Origin of the sequence: Paenibacillus sp. OAE614 (genome assembly GCF_040546645.1) — a bacterium.
In the GTDB taxonomy this organism is placed as follows: Bacteria; Bacillota; Bacilli; order Paenibacillales; family Paenibacillaceae; genus Paenibacillus_AQ; species Paenibacillus_AQ favisporus.
The window spans coordinates 4,108,532-4,124,310 of record NZ_JBEPOD010000001.1; the positions used below are offsets into that span (position 1 = coordinate 4,108,532).

Annotated in this window: 12 protein-coding genes; all 12 read right to left on the bottom strand. The window is 56.2% G+C overall.

Annotation, left to right across the window (positions count from 1 at the left end; translation table 11 throughout):
* Positions 1-39: 39 nt before the first annotated feature.
* Entirely contained in the window at positions 40-1,038 is a 999-nt protein-coding gene (locus tag ABIE48_RS18815) for an AAA family ATPase (protein WP_145024172.1), read from the bottom strand.
* An 84-nt stretch (positions 1,039-1,122) separates the two neighbouring features.
* Complete coding sequence (locus tag ABIE48_RS18820) at positions 1,123-1,779, bottom strand: YdcF family protein (RefSeq protein WP_192715521.1); 657 nt, start codon at positions 1,777-1,779, stop codon at positions 1,123-1,125.
* Positions 1,776-2,333: a ribonuclease FAU-1 family protein gene (locus tag ABIE48_RS18825; protein ID WP_105442220.1), complete on the bottom strand. Its 558-nt coding sequence runs from the start codon at positions 2,331-2,333 to the stop codon at positions 1,776-1,778. Before ABIE48_RS18825 ends, ABIE48_RS18820 begins: the two co-directional genes overlap by 4 nt.
* A gap of 135 nt (positions 2,334-2,468) precedes the next feature.
* Complete coding sequence (locus ABIE48_RS18830; RefSeq protein ID WP_192715522.1) at positions 2,469-5,174, bottom strand: transglycosylase domain-containing protein; 2,706 nt, start codon at positions 5,172-5,174, stop codon at positions 2,469-2,471.
* A gap of 190 nt (positions 5,175-5,364) precedes the next feature.
* Positions 5,365-5,604: an RNA chaperone Hfq gene (gene hfq, locus ABIE48_RS18835; protein WP_076171204.1), complete on the bottom strand. Its 240-nt coding sequence runs from the start codon at positions 5,602-5,604 to the stop codon at positions 5,365-5,367.
* Positions 5,605-5,623: 19 nt separating this feature from the next.
* Positions 5,624-6,604 (bottom strand): tRNA (adenosine(37)-N6)-dimethylallyltransferase MiaA, encoded by a 981-nt coding sequence (gene miaA / locus ABIE48_RS18840; RefSeq protein ID WP_192715838.1) that lies wholly within the window; start codon positions 6,602-6,604, stop codon positions 5,624-5,626.
* Entirely contained in the window at positions 6,594-7,385 is a 792-nt protein-coding gene (locus ABIE48_RS18845; RefSeq protein ID WP_192715523.1) for a class I SAM-dependent methyltransferase, read from the bottom strand. Before ABIE48_RS18845 ends, miaA begins: the two co-directional genes overlap by 11 nt.
* Positions 7,386-7,530: 145 nt before the next feature.
* Positions 7,531-9,636, bottom strand: a complete 2,106-nt coding sequence (mutL, locus tag ABIE48_RS18850; protein ID WP_192715524.1) for a DNA mismatch repair endonuclease MutL — start codon at positions 9,634-9,636, stop codon at positions 7,531-7,533.
* Between the two features lie 57 nt (positions 9,637-9,693).
* Positions 9,694-12,465: a DNA mismatch repair protein MutS gene (gene mutS / locus ABIE48_RS18855; protein WP_192715525.1), complete on the bottom strand. Its 2,772-nt coding sequence runs from the start codon at positions 12,463-12,465 to the stop codon at positions 9,694-9,696.
* 63 nt (positions 12,466-12,528) lie between these two features.
* Positions 12,529-13,788 (bottom strand): putative amidoligase domain-containing protein, encoded by a 1,260-nt coding sequence (locus ABIE48_RS18860; protein ID WP_192715526.1) that lies wholly within the window; start codon positions 13,786-13,788, stop codon positions 12,529-12,531.
* 113 nt (positions 13,789-13,901) lie between these two features.
* Positions 13,902-14,462 (bottom strand): outer spore coat protein CotE, encoded by a 561-nt coding sequence (locus ABIE48_RS18865; protein ID WP_116229842.1) that lies wholly within the window; start codon positions 14,460-14,462, stop codon positions 13,902-13,904.
* Between the two features lie 265 nt (positions 14,463-14,727).
* On the bottom strand, positions 14,728-15,705 hold the full coding sequence (locus ABIE48_RS18870) for an aromatic acid exporter family protein (RefSeq protein WP_192715527.1): 978 nt from the start codon (positions 15,703-15,705) through the stop codon (positions 14,728-14,730).
* Between the last annotated feature and the right edge of the window lie 74 nt (positions 15,706-15,779).

Genomic DNA, 15,779 nt, shown 5'->3' on the forward strand with positions numbered 1-15,779 from the left:
CTCCTTTTCGCTTCAGCGTCCATTGCTGCAAAATAAAGATCAGTTCAAACTGCCGGGCGAGCCTTTGGCTTCCAGCTTAAAATCCTCGGTCCGGAGCGTCATAAGCTCCAGCTTACCCGGATTGCTGTGCGCATAATGATTCAGCAGCCGCACAGCCTGATTCCGGATTGACTTCTCGATCGTGTTGCGTACGTACCTCGCATTGCTGAAGGCGTGCTCGCTTTCGCCTTTCTCCTGAATCAGGTGCTGCCTCAATTTTAGTATCGCCTGCGGCATCAGGATGTAGTCCCGCTCCTTGGCCATCAGCTCGGAGATCTGGATCAGCTGATCGATCGTATAATCGGGGAAATCGACCTGAATCGGAAAACGCGACGGCAGCCCCGGATTCGTTTGCAGAAAAAAGTCAATCTCCTCGGAATATCCGGCAAGAATCAGAATGAACTGATTTTTGTGGTCTTCCATCGCCTTGACCAGCGTATCGATCGCCTCTTTGCCGAAATCCTTCTCGCCGCCTCTGGCCAGGCTGTACGCTTCATCGATAAAAAGAATACCGCCAAGCGCCTTCTTGACCAAGTCCCTGGTTTTCTGCGCGGTATGTCCAATATACTCACCGACGAGGTCGGCGCGTTCCACTTCGATCAGGTGGCCTTTGCTCAGCACACCCATTTTTTGAAACAGCTTGGCGATGATTCGTGCTACTGTGGTTTTACCCGTGCCGGGGTTTCCTTTAAACACCATATGATATACATGTCCGCCGCTGGCCAGCCCCGCTTCCTGACGCATATGGGCGATTTGGAGCATGGCGTAAATTTCAAACACGAAATCCTTGATGCTGTCCAGCCCTACCAGCTGATCCAGCTCTTTTTGAATTTCCTGATACAGGCTGTGCTGAGCTGTATTCTTCTGGGCAGGGACCGATTCCTTCTCCGGAACGGCGCTGCTGACGACAGGAGGCTCCTGGTTGCGCAAAATCACATTGATTTGTCTGGATGGCCTGCCCTCCGGCCGGCCGTTCGCGGCCGCTATACGCCCGTTCATGCATCCATCACCTCATTTATCTACAGAGATGTATTCTCTATTCAATGTATTCTACTTGCCCAGGCGTTATTAGCAGTTTCCCATCTATTTCAGTCCTGTCAGCAGCAGCAGCTCATCCAGCTTCCATTTGGTGTAGGCCAGCACTTCCCGCGGCTTGTGATACTTCATCTGCAGCGTTCTGGACTCTGTTAAACCAAGGGCTGGTCGGGTGTAGTCCAAAAATTTCGCAATGTCCAATGAGCGCATGCCATGGTATTGATGCGTAACGATGACGGCGCTTTGCCATCCCCGCTCTCTCATAATCTCCCGGCTGAACAGCAAATTTTCATAGGTGCTCGTCGCCTTGTTTTCCAGAATAATAGCCGATGCCGGCACGCCGTGGTCCACCAGGTAATTCCGCATGCCTTCGGCTTCGGTATACTTGTAATCCGCCCGGTCCAGGCCGCCGGTGACGATAATATATGGAAACTTGCCTTCCTGATAGAGGCGGAGCCCTTCGTCCAAGCGTTCCCGGAGACCGGGGCTAGGCGAGTCCCCCCACATCGATGCGCCGAGAATAATGCCGACATCGCTTTCCGATGCCGGTACGGAGCTGTGGGCCCCGTTCATGAGCCGCCATGCATACCCGACCCACAGCAGTCCGAGCAGGACCAGAACGGCGAAGGTAATCAGCAGCTTCCGGAGCACGGACATTCTCTTACGCTTGGTTACGGCCACCGGCCCCCCGCTGCGGACGTTCATGACTTCCTCCGGAATTCACCGTTGTCAAATAGTCGCTTCCGGTCCTCAAGGGACATGAGGAAGTACGGAAACTGATGCGCATCAATGGCTTTCATCACGTTCTTCGCCGTTGAGATTGCCAATTGGTAGTCTTCCTTGGTGATATCCCCACGGGTCAGCGCATCATCCAGTTCGTCCTCATCCAGCAGGAACACCTCTCCGTTTCGAAGGACGACCACATCCAAATACAAATCGTCAAACCAAGGCACGCCTTGTTCCGTGACCCCCTGCGTTTTGCAGGTGTCGATGTACCATTGGATAATTTCGCTCCGTTCGTCGAACATCGCCGTGACAATATAATGGCTGTTATGGGGAAAGTACTGCAGCCACGAGTATCCTTTATCCGCGATGCGGTAGGTATGATTTCCGTAGTTTTTCCAGAGCGGCTCTTTCAGGTTGTAAATCGTGTACAGCGTAATATAGCCCGTGAATGCATCGCTCTCAACATAACGGCAGGCGAAGCGGCGGCGGGAAATCCGGCGCCAGTTCGCTCGATCTCCAAATTTTCGTTTCATGGAAAATTCCCTCTCCAATATGGTGTCTTCAGCTTATCACATTTGGGAATCACACTCAAAATATTGCCTGACAGATGTGCGGACAGCAAAAAAAAGACCCCCAAGTGAAAGGGGTCTAAAACTTATCCTATCCGGTTACGGAGTGGTCACGGTTCCCGTGCTGCCTCCACTGGAATCACCAGGGTTTTGGAAGGTCGTTCCGTCGGTGCTTCCGGTTCCGTCACTGCTACCGTTGTCGGTCGTTCCGCCGTTCTCAGGCGGGGTTATCGTACCTGTGCCGCTATCGCCGGTTGTATCCCCGCTAGAGCCGTCGCTGCCGCTATCGGCGCCACCGCCTCCGTTGCCGCTGCCGTTGTTGCCATTGGAACCGCCATTGCCGTTGCCATTCCCGTTGCCGTTGTTGCCCGGGCCGCCGTCATTCCAATTTCCATTATTGCCGTTATTATTCCCGTTGCCGTTACCCATGTCGCCGTTATCACCGCCCTGGCCGTTGTCGGTATTGCCGTTATCCGGATTACCGTTTCCGTCTTGACCGTTATCTCCATTGTTTTGATCAGGCGGGGTTTGTTCGTCAGGCGGTGTATCGATCGTGATCTGCACCGTATTGGACGGATCCGACTCGGTACCCGAATCCGGGAAGTATGCCGTGACATAGTATTCGTACGTCATACCCGGCAGTGCTCCCATATCCTGAGCCGTCGTGCCGGTTACGCCATCCAGAATCAGCGAGTAATTCGCTTCAGAGGATTCTTTGCGGTAGATACGATACTGAGCGTCGCCGGAATCTACGCCGTTCCAGCCCAGCGTTACCGTCTGCGTGTTGATGTTGTAATCCGCGCTCAAGCCGCTGACGTTGCCCTGGTTCTGGTCCTGTTCCGGCTCATTCTGCACAGGCTCCTGTTCCTTAACTTTGTCTGGAACCGGGAATTCTTTCTCAGGGAAATTCTTCTCGACCTGCTCCATGACTTTGCCCCAGAAAGCGGCCGCCAGCGGACTGCTGTTGTGCAGCAGATGCGTTTTGTCCGGCTTGTCGTAGCCCATCCAAACCGCTGCCGTCAGCTCTGGCGTGTAGCCGACAAACCATACGTCGCGGTTCGATTTGACACCGGTATAGCCGCTCTGCGTCGTGCCCGTCTTACCCGCTACCGGGCGGTCGATTCTTGCTTTCCGGCCCGTACCGTCCTCAACGACCTTTTTCATCATTTCGGTCATTTGGTATGCGGTATTTTCGCTCATGACTTGCTTGGCGCTGTCTTTATGCTCATAAACCGGCTTTTCGTCGCTGTCGACGATCTTCTTGATCGAGTACGCCTCGTTCATCTTGCCGCCGTTGGCAAAGGCGCTGTACGCCTGGGCCATTTCCAGCGTGTTCGTTCCCTTGCTGATACCGCCGAGCGCCATCGCAAGGTTCTTGTCATCTTCGGTCAGCTGAATGCCGAGGGACTCCGCGAATTTAAAGCCGGTATTCACCCCGATTTGGTTCAGCAGCCATACAGCCGGAATGTTCTCGGATTTCTGGATCGCCTCGGCCATGCCGATCGTATCCGAATATCCGTGCAGGTTGCCTGGGCAATAGCTGCCGAAGCACTGCTTCTTGTTGCTGAGAGACGAGTACATATCGAATTTGCCGCTTTCCAGCGCAGGCGCATACGAGACGATCGGCTTAAAGGCCGAACCCGGCTGTCTGCGGCTGTTCGTGACCCGGCTGTAGCCGCCGCGCGTATAATCCCGTCCGCCGAGCAGGGCAACGAGCGCACCCGACTCCTGGTTCATGATGACCATGGAGCCCTGCACCGGCTGGTCATCCGGGCTTTTCTCGAAGTTCGATTCGTCCGCAAACTCCTTCTCCAGCACTTTCTGGGCGTTCGCATCCATCGTCGTATAAATTTTATAGCCGCCGATGTTCAGATCGTCTTCGCTCAGGCCGGTGACTTCTTCAGCCTCATTCATTACGTAGTCCATAAAGTTCTGGTACTGCTGCTGTTTTTTCGGCGGTTTATACGTATATTCGACTTTTTTCGCGGCTTCGGCCTCTTCCTGCGTGATGTACCCTTCCTGGGCCATCAGGTTCAGCACGACGGCACGGCGCTGCATGGACAAGTCCGGATTGCGCACCGGGTTATATTTCGAAGGACCCTTTGGCATTGCCGCCAGGGTGGCCATCTCCCACAATTTCAAATCATTCAAATTGCTTTTGCCGAAATAATACTTTGAAGCTTCTTTAATGCCATAAAGCTGCCCGCCGAACGGGATACGATTCAAATACATCGTAATGATTTCATCTTTGGTCTTATTCCGTTCCAGCGCCATGGCGATGGACACTTCGGTCGCCTTCCGGAAGAACGTTTTGTCCCGGGTCAGAAAAATGTTTTTGGCGAGCTGCTGCGTAATCGTACTGCCGCCTTCGACCTTGGATCTGGCGATGACGTCCTTGACGGCCGCCCGGCCGATCGACCACAGATCGACGCCGCTGTGCTCATAGAAGCGTTTGTCCTCTGTCGCCACAAAAGCATCCTTCAGCAGCTTCGGAATATCCTCGCTCTGGACCGGATCGCTCTTCTGCAGGGACAGCTCTCCCATCAGATTGCCGTTGCGGTCGAATACCTTAGATGTTTCGTGTACGGTCAGCTTATCCTTGTTCGCCTGCAGCAGGCGCTCCCCGTTGACCGTAATATACAAATATCCGGCAAGCGCACAGAAGATAGCAAATGCACAGGTGAAAAATAACGTCCAAAACACGCGCTTTCCGGATATTTTTTTCTTCTTATTCTTGGTTGTCTTTTTCATTGTCTTGGGCTGTTCTTTGTTTCTATCAGACCTCGACAGCTTGTTGTTGTCCATGGTACCCTCCTGACTCCCTTTTGATTTCTAAGCTCGGAATGAAAAGAACAACCCTTGCAGGTTGCTCCGCTCCATTTCCTATGCTTACAGAATGAACGTCTATAACGGATTTACCCGCATCCTCGCCATTCTATACTCTTTAACGAAAGTCATTTGAAAAAGTTTCAGCTATGAGGCTTGTCCTGTTAAATTATACCTCGTTCTGGGTTTCCTGCATCAGGGATACATTGCGTTGAGGCGTAACCGTTGAAATCGCATGCTTGAACAGCATTTGCTGCTTGCCGTCCGTATCCACCACGACGGTGAAGTTGTCAAACGCCTTGATTAAGCCTCTGATTTGAAATCCGTTCACAAGAAAAATAGTGACAGGGATGTTTTCTTTGCGAAGCTGGTTTAAAAATGTATCTTGGATATTGATGGATTTGTTCATTAGCCGTACCCCCAACGATTCAATTAGATTGTTTTGAAGTATATTCAAGATTTAAGAGAAACTTTCCTGCTATTATATCACGGATTGCGGCGAAATTCGCGAGAAAATTTCCCGTGTCCGTGACGTCCACCCACTGGATTTCCTTCATGTGGCGGAACCAGGACAGCTGGCGTTTGGCAAACCTGCGCGTATCTCTCTTCAAAATTGCAACAGCCTCTTCCAGGGTAGCTTCACCCTGCAAATATGAGATGATCTGTTTGTAACCCAGTCCCTGCATCGAGACCAGATCCGGTCCGTAGCCCTTATCCAGCAGAGAAGAAACCTCTTCTACCAAACCCTGCTCCAGCATCTCGTCGATACGGGCTTCAATACGTTTATATAGCATTTGCCTATCCATTGTCAAACCGACCAGGCATAATTGATACGGCGATTCCCGGGTTTGGCTCTTCAACTGGGCCGAAAGAGGGATACCCGTCAAATGATAGATCTCAAGCGCCCGGATAATGCGCCTTTGGTCATGGGGATGCAGCCTCAGGGCGCTCTCCGGGTCGACTTCCGCCAGCCGGGCATGAAGTGCCTCGGCACCGTAACGCTCCGCATAGTCGGCCTGTTCCTGCCTGAACGCCTTGTCCTCTCCCGCTTCGGCAAACTGAAAACCGTAGCAGACCGATTCCACGTAGAGACCGGTCCCCCCGACGATAAAAGGCAGCTTCCCCCTGGCATGGATATCCGCGATCAGCCGGGAACATTCTTCCTGAAACTCGGCGACCGAGTAGGCTTCATCCGGCTCGTGTATGTCGATCAGGTGATGCGGGATGCCCTGCATCTCTTCTTTGGTAATTTTGGCTGTCCCGATGTCCATCTGGCGGTAGACCTGCATGGAATCCCCGGAGATGATCTCGCAGCCCAGCGCCTTGGCGATCTCAATGCTCATTTTGGTTTTGCCGACGGCGGTGGGGCCGATCAGCACCAGCAGCAGCGGCTTCGTCTCAGTTGTCAAGCGGTCGGTCAACACATATCACTCCATACGAAATTTTTGAATGCGGCCGGTCGATCGGCACGAAGCCGAGACGGGCAAATTCGCCGCTGCCTTTTTTCTCCTTCAGCACAACGGTCTTGCGAGCAATCCGGACGGCTTCGCGGATGCTCTCCGGCTGCAGCGGGTCGCTGTTGGCAAACGCGCGCAGCGGGCTGATGGACGAAGAATCCATCAACGGCTCGCGGAACATCGGGTCGAAGTATACGATGTCCACGCTGTTGTCCGGCTGCTTGTGCAGCACGTCCAGATGATGGCCGCAGGCCACCCGGATCCGGCGCATGGCGTCATCCACCTCAGCTAGGCCGGAACGGTAGTGAGCCAGCCCTTCGGCAAGCATCGCCGCCAGGGCCGGCGAGCTTTCAACCGCGGTGACATGCGCGCCGGGCCCTCCTTGGACCGCAAATACGAGCGAATCCGACCCGAGGCCGGCCGTACAGTCGAGCACTGTGTCCCCCGCAGACATCGACGCCGCGTCCAGCATCGGGTCGCTCTCGCCCTTGAGCAGACGCTTGGCGCGGACAAAGCCCATGCTGGGATGAAACTCCATCGGCGGACTTCCCGGCCTGACAAGCCTCGCTCCGCCGTCCAGCACGACGATGATTTCGTCATCGCCGTGCATTTTGGCCATTCTCGTTAATGGGGTGTGGCTTCTCGGGACATATTTGCCCCCCGTCTCGTTGGCCAGGGCGACCGCCCTGCCTACGATCGATTCAGCCGCTTTATCCCCCGTCGTAATAATCATGACAATCTCCAATCCTGTATAAAATCGGACATCAGCCAAGCAAATGCGCTTGGTTTAGTTATACACCTTAATTCGTTTTATGAACCGTCCCTCTCCGACTTTCGCTGCCCGCTGTGTTGAACCGCATGCCGCGTTACATAACGCGTTACATGACACGCTTAAACAGCTTTTCCAGGTCATAGGTCGAAAAGGAAACGACGATCGGCCGCCCGTGAGGGCAGGTATAAGGCTGCCGGCATGCCGCCAGGCGGTCCAGCAGCGTCGTCGCTTCCTGCTCGGTCAGCTTCTGGTTCGCCTTGATTGAAGCCTTGCAGGAGCAAAGAATGGACGACGTCTCGCGGAGCTTGGCCAGATCGATGCTGCGCTCGCTGAGGACCCATTCGGCCATCTCTTCGATCAGCGCTTTCTCCTCGCCTTTTGGAAACCAGTATGGATGGGAAACCACACGGAAGGTCTGCCCGCCGAAATGCTCCAGATATACGCCGACCTGCTCGAACCAGTGCAGTTTCTGCGTCAGCTGCTCCGACTCCGACGGCGTAAACTCCAGCGTGATCGGCAGCAGCAGCTCCTGGGAAGCATCGGCCGGACGGCCGAATTTCTCGTAATAGAATTCGTAATTGATCCGCTCATGCGCTGCGTGCTGGTCGATCAGGAACAGTCCGTCCGCGTTTTGGGCGATCAGGTACGTCCCGTGATGCTGGCCGATCAGCGTCAGCTCCGGAAAAGGCGGAATTTCGGGCGGCGCCTCTGTGCCCGCCAGCAGCCGGCTGGCCAGCGCTGGATTCGAGCTCTGCGATACCCGCCCGCTCTGCGACAAGTTCAGCCGGTAGCCAGGAACCGTATTTTCGCGTACCGTTTCGCGCGCAGAATACGGAAGCTTCTGCTGCGCATAGGCAGCTTCACCCGTGTTGCGCACGCTTCCTGCATTCGGGCTGCTCTGACCGGAATAGCCTTGCTGCGCCGGCGCCTGTGCACGCTGGCCGGAGAAGCCCGTGCCGGCGCCTTCCGGTCCGGCGGCCGGAGGAGACTTCACCGGCTGGCTGCCGGATGCGCTCACCGAAGTGAAGGAGCCGTTATCCTCCGAAGCTCCGGTGTGACCGGCTGGGCCGGGATCCTGCGGCAGCGGGGCTTCCTGGCCATCCATGAGCCGGTCCATCGGTCCGGCCTGCGGGGCCGGGCTTTTGGAGAAATGAAACTGCTCCTGAATAAACGATCCTTTATCCTTATCGCCGATGCTCTGCTTAACCGGCTGTGGAATGAGCACTTCCTGCCGGAGCACCTGATGGATGCTGCTCTCCACGAACGGGAACAGCTCCTGCTCTTTGCTGAAGCGCACCTCCAGCTTGGCCGGATGCACGTTGACGTCCACCAGGGACGGATGCATCTTGACTTCCAGGACGGCGAGCGGGTAGCGGTTGATCGGCAGCAGCGTATGGTACGCCCGCTGAATGGCCTGGTTCAGGCCATAGCTGCGGATGTACCGCCCGTTGACGATGATCGAGATCCCGTTCCGGTTCGAGCGGGTCCAATCCGGACGGCTGACGTACCCGTCGATCGTAAAGTCCAGGTTCTCCGCATGAATCGGCAGCAGTGCCTTGGCGGCCTGCCGGCCGTATATGGCGGCGACCACCTGCAGCAGATCACCGTTCCCGACGGTTTGCAGCAGCACGTTTCCGTTATGCCGCAGCGTAATCGCGATCTCCGGATGCGACAGGGCGATGCGGTACATGTAATCGGAAATATGCCCCAGCTCCGTCTGGATCGTCTTCATATATTTCAACCGGGCCGGCGTGTTGTAGAAGAGCTCCCGGACCGTCAAGTCGGTTCCCTTCGGCGCCGCCGTGTCCTCTTCCGTCACGAGCCTGCCGCCTTCGATGACGATTCGCCGCCCGAGCCCGTTATCGGCGCTCGCCGTGACCAATTCCACTTTGGCCACGGCGGCGATGCTCGGCAGCGCCTCGCCGCGAAACCCGAGGCTCGTGATGTTGAACAGATCCCTGCTGTTTTCGATTTTGCTCGTCGCATGGCGGTAAAAGGCGGTGCTAACGTCTTCCGGTTCGATCCCCGAGCCGTCGTCGATTACGCGGATGCTTTCAAGCCCGCCCTCCTCTACCGTGACTTCGATTCGAGAGCTTCCGGCATCAATGGCGTTCTCCACCAGTTCTTTCACAACCGAGGCGGGACGCTCAACCACTTCACCGGCCGCTATCTGGTTGGCTATGTGCTCGTCCAAAACGCGAATTTTCGCCATACCGTTCCCCCATTTCAAAAAAAGATATGAACGGACAATCGGCCTTGTCCCACTTGTCTACAGATCCTTTGCCTTCATTTTCAGCTCGTTCAGCAGCTGCATGGCCTGCAGTGGCGTCATGTTCATGACGTCGGCGCTTTTCACCGATTCCAAAATTTGCGTTACTGCTGGATGAACCGGCTGCGGCTCAGGAGCGGCAGCGCTTCGCTTCACCGGCTCCAGCTCCTCATCCCCGAATATCGAGAGCTGTACGACTTCCGCAACGCTTGACTCTCCCCGGCCTGAAGCCATCTCCTGAACGGAAGCTCCAACGGCAGGTTCAGCGTGCCCTGCTTCCGTATCCGTCAGCGAACGTTCCCATTCACCAGCATCCGCCCGCTCCCTGAGCTGTACCGGCGGTTCAGCCTTGGTCGCTTCTGCGGCCGCAGCCGTCTGGGCCGCGCTTTCCTCAAGGCCCTGTAGCAGTGTATACGCCCTTCCTATAATGGACGACGGCAGTCCGGCCAGCCGGGCGCAATAGATGCCGTAGCTGCTGCCGGCAGGCCCCGCGATCAGCTTCCGCAGGAAGTGAACCTTGTCGCCGCTCTCCTGCACCGCCATGGAGTAATTGCGCAGGCTCTGCAGGCTGTCCTCCAAATGCGCAAGCTCGTGAAAATGGGTCGATACGAGCGCCTTGCAGCCGATCGTATCATGGACATATTCGATTACCGCCTGGGCGATGGCCATGCCTTCGCTGGTCGACGTGCCCCGGCCCAGCTCGTCGATAATGATCAAGCTGCGCGGCGTCGCTTTTTCGGTCATGACCTGAATGTCGGCCATTTCCACCATGAAAGTGCTCTGGCCGCCGATCAGGTCATCCGCCGCTCCGATCCGGGTAAAGATCCGGTCCACGAGCGGAATTTCCGCCGCCTTGGCCGGCACGAAACACCCGATTTGCGCCATGATCGAGATCAGCGCCACCTGCCGCATATACGTACTCTTTCCGGCCATGTTCGGCCCGGTAATGAGCAGAATCGCCGCTTCCTCCCGGGTCAGCCGGGTCCCGTTGGCAATGAAGGAGGCATCCTTCATCACCGCCTCGACCACCGGATGGCGCCCGTTCTCTACGACCAGGTCATAACCTTCGGTCAGCTTAGGCTTCACAAAACCCTGCTCCGCGCTCACAGCTGCCAGCGACTGATAGACGTCGGTGACGGCGACCTTCTCGGCGAGTGCCTGCAGCCGCGGGATTTCCGCGCTCAGCCGGTCCCTTAGTCCGCTGAATAGGGAATATTCGAGGTCCACCATTTTGTCCTGGGCTTCGAGGATGAGCCCCTCTTTCTCCTTCAATTCCGGCGTTACGAACCGCTCGGCATTGGCCAGCGTCTGCTTCCGTTCGTACCGGCCTTCCGGGAGGGTGCTCAGATTCGATTTGGTCACTTCAATGTAATACCCGAACACTTTGTTGAATCCGACCTTCAGCGAGCGGATGCCCGTCGCTTCACGCTCCTTGGCCTCAAGCTCGGCGATCCAGCGTTTGCCGTTCACGCTGGCTTCTCTGAGCTCGTCCAGATGATCGTGATAGCCCGGTTTGATCAAGCCGCCGTCCCTCACAGATACGGGCGGATCGTCGACGATCGCCGCGTCGATCGCTTCATAAAGATCGCGGCATTCGTCCATCTCCGCCGCCAGCTTCCGCAGGGTGGAAGACGCCGACGACACGCACAGTTCCTTCAAGGAAGGAATTTGCGCCAGCGACAGCTTGAGGGCGTTCAGATCCCGCCCGTTCGCGTTGCCGAAGGCGATTCTAGCGACCAGCCGCTCCAGATCGTAAATGTCTTTCAGCGCAGCCCGCAGGTCTTCCCGCAGGATAAACTGGTTGTAGAGATGCTCCACGGCTTCCAGGCGCTCTTCGATCGGCCCGCGGTGCAGAAGGGGCTTGTCGATCCATCTGCGCAGCAGCCGGGCCCCCATCGACGTTTCGGTCCGATCCAGCAGCCAGAGCAGCGACCCTTTCTTGGATCGGTCGCGCACCGTCTCGACGAGCTCCAGGTTTCGCCGCGTGAACGGATCGAGAATCATGTAATGGCCGGGTTCATAGGGCGAAATTTGCGTCAGCTGGCCGAGCGAACGCCGCTGCGTCTCGCTCAGGTACGAAATAAGCACGGCCACGCATGCCTGCCGCTCCGGATCGAGCCGGGCCCAGGCCGATTCGCCGAACTGCGCGCGGACCGTCTGCTCCTCCCTTTTCTCCCATGACGTGTAGACGACCGGCCGGCTCCACTGGAGCTGTTCCGCCTTGATCAAATCCAGCATTTTCGGGTCGCCGATCACTTCCGCCGGTTCATAGATGCCGATTTCGTCGCGCAGCCACTCCATGGATGCGGGCATGGAAGTTACGTACAGCTCGCCTGTCGTCAGATCGCAGGCCGCCAGCGACATCATACGGTCGGTCTCGGTCACGCATACCAAATAGTTGTTGGATTTGTCGGCTACGTTTTTGCCTTCCATGATCGTCCCCGGCGTCACGACGCGGACGATGCCGCGCTTGACCATGCCTTTGGTCACCGCCGGGTCTTCCAGCTGCTCACAAATGGCCACTTTGTAGCCCTTCTCGATCAGCCGCTGTATGTAACTCTCAGCCGAATGGTAGGGAACCCCGCACATCGGGATTTTTTCGTCCCCGCCGCCTTCCCGGCCGGTTAACGTAATTTCCAGTTCCCGGGAGGCCTTTAAGGCGTCCTCGAAAAACATTTCGTAAAAATCGCCCAGGCGGAAAAACAAAAACGCATCCTGGGCTTGCTGCTTGATTTCCAAATATTGTTCAATCATTGGCGTATACTTGGCCATGAGGTACCTCCAGACTTCACTTGTGCTCACGCCCTATTATAACAGAAAGTAAGTGGGCGGGAATCAAGGTTCGACCGGAATGTTCCACAGCGGCCGGATATCCCTGCTCTCGTTCCACGTTGTTCCCTGCTCGATATGCGCCAGGAGCGGTTCGATAGAGCCGGCGTAATTGCCGTAATCCGGCAGCTGCCGGATCTCTCTGAGCAGCGGCCGAACAGCTGGCTTCATCACCTCGCGGTCACCCCGGTAATAGGCCCGGTGCACCCGCTCGCTCGCGTCCAGCGGCCGCATCTTCAGCTCTCTGTAATGGCTGACGATCAAATAGGAGAGGTACACCACCCCTTTAGCCAGCAGGGGGGACACGAGAAAGCTCGGCAGTGTGCGGTATTCGAAGCCGCCGTGCGGCTGGCGGCGAAAGTCGCCCAAATAGCCGTATTTGGGCCGCCGCGCCCGGCTGTTCTCGTCTTCGAGCAGCGAGACGGGCAGCGTCAGGTAGTTATCCAGCGCCCGCAGCAGCTCCGGGGTAAGCACAATGCCGCTGAAATGCAGATGCCCGCCCAGCGGCAAACCGGGTCTGGGCATGCCCCCCGCCTGCCAGATGAGCGACCGGTCCCCGATCATCCGGCCGGCGGCCTGCATCGTGAACATCAGGCGCTTGAGCAGACCGGTGGGGTCCCCGCTTGGATCCGGGCGAAGCTCGGCGATGGGGAAGGTCGTAAAGCCCTCGCCGTGGACGGCGTCGCAGCCGACCTCCCCCTCCCGGTCCAAAAACCGGGATGCGGGAACCATCTCGTTGCTGCCCGCATCCACAAGCACAAACTCCGGATCCATGCCCATCACGAGGCGGATCCCTTCCTCCTCTTCCCGCCGCAGCCGGCGGGCAAGCTCCGTCTCCGCCCGGTCATAACGCGCCTTGATGCGCGGATCTTTTATTCCGGAGGAAGGCGTGACACGCTCAACGCCGAACTTCCGCTCTCCAGAGGAAGCCAGCACGACTTCGCCCGAATCCAGGCCAAGCGTATAAAGGGCCCGCACCGCCGCCTTCTCCAAGCGGGCATACAGCCCGATGAGCAGTGCCTCACCCGCGTGGGCCGAACCGACGGGAACACGTAAACCGTCTGCGCTTCCCTCGACGCGCTTCAAGTCAACGGCTTGCAGGCCAGCGACGTTAACGGCGTATCTTCGCCGGTATCGGGCGGATTCCCGGGCAGCCGCGTCCTCTTCCGGCAGCAGGAGGGAGCTGATGCCGGAACGGACCAGACGGGCATGCTTGACCCGGTCGGGCCATCCGGCATACCGGGCTTCTTTTTCCTCCTCTGTCACCCTCATCCCCCCTCACACGCTGAAAATAAAATAAAAAAAGGAGGGCATCCGCCCTCTTCGCCGCCGCTCTCCCGGCATATAGTACATCATACCTCTTTTCCTTGCTCTACGAATTACAGCTCATCATCAAGGGAATCGGGATCGAGATCCTCATAGTCCCCATCGTCGCCGGCGAACTCGAATTCTTTGTCGTCATAGTCGCCATGGCCGCGGCTGCACACCAAAACACGCACCTTGGTCTCGGCGACGAGCTCGACCGCGAATTCCCGCTCCACGCGGATGATGACATTGCCGCCTCCCGAAGAGACACTGGCTTCAACGCAGCTCGGCTCCTGCGTGGCCTCCGCAGAGACTTCGACGGTTGAAGCCCGGTGTTTCGGATCCAGGTAAGACAGCGGTACGAATTCTACATAAGATACCGTTTCTTTGGCAACGTCAGTTTGGGAGTTTTTGTCGTAGGAATACCAGATGTTGCAATCGTAAGTACCAATAACTTCAATTCCGTCGCCTGCGGCAACCGCTTCGTACTGATGGTTTATAATCCATGCCCCCAAAATACTGGTAGGATTATGAGGCGGAGTCACGGTATGTGTTACGGTAGAGAACTTACGACCCTTGCCGCAGATCGCTTTCGTGATGATCTCTCTACATTGATGTTTATCGCTTAATGACATCTTTGAACCTCCTCCATACAATCATTCACTTAAGTGTATGCAGGACATAGGCATTTGTTGATTAAACGAGCATAAATGAATGAAATATTATTGTGATCGCCCGGCTAGAATAGGAATAATGCTATGACGCGAGCGCCGAAATACCTTGGCTGGCCTGGATTTCACGGCCCTTTTAATCTAGTCTGAAACTTTACGTCACTCTACTTTATGCGGCTTTCATTGTATAAAAACCCCTTGGCAGCTGCCAAGGGGTTTCTTTGCGTTTTCAGGACCCGGCAGAGGGTTTTCGTAACTTGCCCGGTGCCGGCGTCTTATTTTTTTTCGCGATTTTCAAATATTGTCCCAGCTCACGAATCAGCTGCAAAATGGCCGATCTGACTTCAAACTCCTCCCGCGTCGCCGGAAGCTCCATTTCTTTAAACTCCTTCTCGAGGGCGACCAGCAGCTTCTCCGTGCGTCCCGTGTAGTTTTCCTCCGTTACGTCCCTGCTGAGCTGTTCGAACAGCTCGGCTACGTCATCCGCCTGCGGGAGCTTCTGATAGACGTGGGAAATGAGCTGCAGCATATTTTGAATCGATTCCAGCTGCTCTTTTCTCATATAAAAATAGATGGTCCACGACTCGTCAGGGTGCAGCACCTGGTTTTCCATCTCCCTGCTCGCGGCTTCCTTGCCGCTCTGAATCGCTTTTCCCGCGGCGATAAGTTCATGCCCGTCCCATACGTAGGAAGGGTCGCGAAGGGTTAGTGCGATCTGTTTGAAGATTTTCGAAAACTGCTCATCCACCCGCCTGCGGATCGACGTCATTTGCTCTGAAGCCGGGGGCATGTACACCATGTTGACGAGCATGGCCGAGCCAAGCCCGATCACGAGCAGCTCAACTTGCGTCACGATGACATCCGTGCTGACTTCCGCACTGCCAAAAACCCGGAACACTACGACCGAGCTGGTAACGATGCCTTCCTTGAAGTTCGCCCGGGTGATGGCCGGAAAGGCGATCAGAATATATATCGCGAGCACCCAGTAATGGAAACCAAGCAGTTCAAATAAAATGCAGGCAAAAAACAGTCCCAGCAACGAGGCGAAAAAACGTGCGGATACCGTCTTCAGGCTCCTTTTTCGCGTCACATCGACCCCGAGCACGGCCAGGATCCCCGCCGACAGCGGTCCCGTCACGCCGCAGGCATCCGAGACCAGAATCGCCATCAGCGTCGCAATAGCCGTTTTAATAATACGAAAACCCATGAAACCGCCTCTCTCTATACATGTTGACGTATTTCATGGTACTTGATTTTGATGCTTCACACAACGTGACATGG

Bases quoted from the DNA above. Each gene is read 5' to 3' on its own strand.
- ABIE48_RS18830 (WP_192715522.1), bottom strand. From the start codon at position 5,174: ATGGACAACAACAAGCTGTCGAGGTCTGATAGAAACAAAGAACAGCCC.
- mutL (WP_192715524.1), bottom strand. From the start codon at position 9,636: ATGGCGAAAATTCGCGTTTTGGACGAGCACATAGCCAACCAGATAGCG.
- ABIE48_RS18870 (WP_192715527.1), bottom strand. From the start codon at position 15,705: ATGGGTTTTCGTATTATTAAAACGGCTATTGCGACGCTGATGGCGATT.
- ABIE48_RS18845 (WP_192715523.1), bottom strand. From the start codon at position 7,385: ATGATTATTACGACGGGGGATAAAGCGGCTGAATCGATCGTAGGCAGG.
- mutS (WP_192715525.1), bottom strand. From the start codon at position 12,465: ATGGCCAAGTATACGCCAATGATTGAACAATATTTGGAAATCAAGCAG.
- ABIE48_RS18815 (WP_145024172.1), bottom strand. From the start codon at position 1,038: ATGAACGGGCGTATAGCGGCCGCGAACGGCCGGCCGGAGGGCAGGCCA.
- ABIE48_RS18825 (WP_105442220.1), bottom strand. From the start codon at position 2,333: ATGAAACGAAAATTTGGAGATCGAGCGAACTGGCGCCGGATTTCCCGC.
- ABIE48_RS18820 (WP_192715521.1), bottom strand. From the start codon at position 1,779: ATGAACGTCCGCAGCGGGGGGCCGGTGGCCGTAACCAAGCGTAAGAGA.
- hfq (WP_076171204.1), bottom strand. From the start codon at position 5,604: ATGAACAAATCCATCAATATCCAAGATACATTTTTAAACCAGCTTCGC.
- ABIE48_RS18865 (WP_116229842.1), bottom strand. From the start codon at position 14,462: ATGTCATTAAGCGATAAACATCAATGTAGAGAGATCATCACGAAAGCG.